Genomic DNA, 712 nt, shown 5'->3' on the forward strand with positions numbered 1-712 from the left:
CGCATCAGAGACAAAATCCATGCCCCAGACGTGATTCGGATACAGACCCTGCGGCTGCGGTTGTCGGCGCTGTGCGGCCGTTTGAGGCGCAGCGACAGCCCCTGCTCGCTGTAAAGCCGGTAAATCCTTTTGTGGTTATCGCGCCAGTCTTCTCGTCTGAGCATCACGTGTACCCGGCGGTAACCGTAATGCACCCGGGTTTCGGTGATCTCGCGGATGCGCAGGCGCAGCGCACTGTCATCGGCAGCAACAGAACGATACCTGAACGAGCTGCGGCTGAGTCGCAGCGCAAAACAGATTTGTCTTTCGCTGGCACCGTATCGGGCCTGTAAATCCCTGACCCATTCGCGCAGGCGTGCCAGCGTCAGCTCTTTTTTGCCAGCACGCCCTGCAACATGGCCTTATCGAGGCTGAGGTCAGCAACCAGCCTCTTCAGCCGCAGATTTTCCTCTTCCAGCTGCCGCATATGTTTGAGTTCAGAAGGGGAAATTCCGCCGTACTTCTTGCGCCACGTGTAAAAAGTGGCATCAGAGATACCCAGCTTACGGCAGACATCCGGCACGGACGTCCCCAGCTCGGCCTGCTTGAGAGCAAAGATAATCTGCTCTTCGGTGAATCGTGACTTTTTCATCGGCACCACCTCCGCTCAGGGGGGGATTTATCATGCCGGAATTCTGTTTCTGAATGGAGCAGGATTTTGGGTCAGGGTCAG

The 712-nt window shown here is 56.7% G+C and carries 1 pseudogene; it reads right to left on the reverse strand.

The features are described from left to right. A pseudogene (locus tag DXU84_RS25295) lies at positions 1 to 631 on the reverse strand (transposase); the annotation flags it as partial. Between the last annotated feature and the right edge of the window lie 81 nt (positions 632 to 712).

Source organism: Rahnella sp. RcJ3, from assembly GCF_009498575.1.
Lineage (GTDB): Bacteria > Pseudomonadota > Gammaproteobacteria > Enterobacterales > Enterobacteriaceae > Rahnella > Rahnella aceris.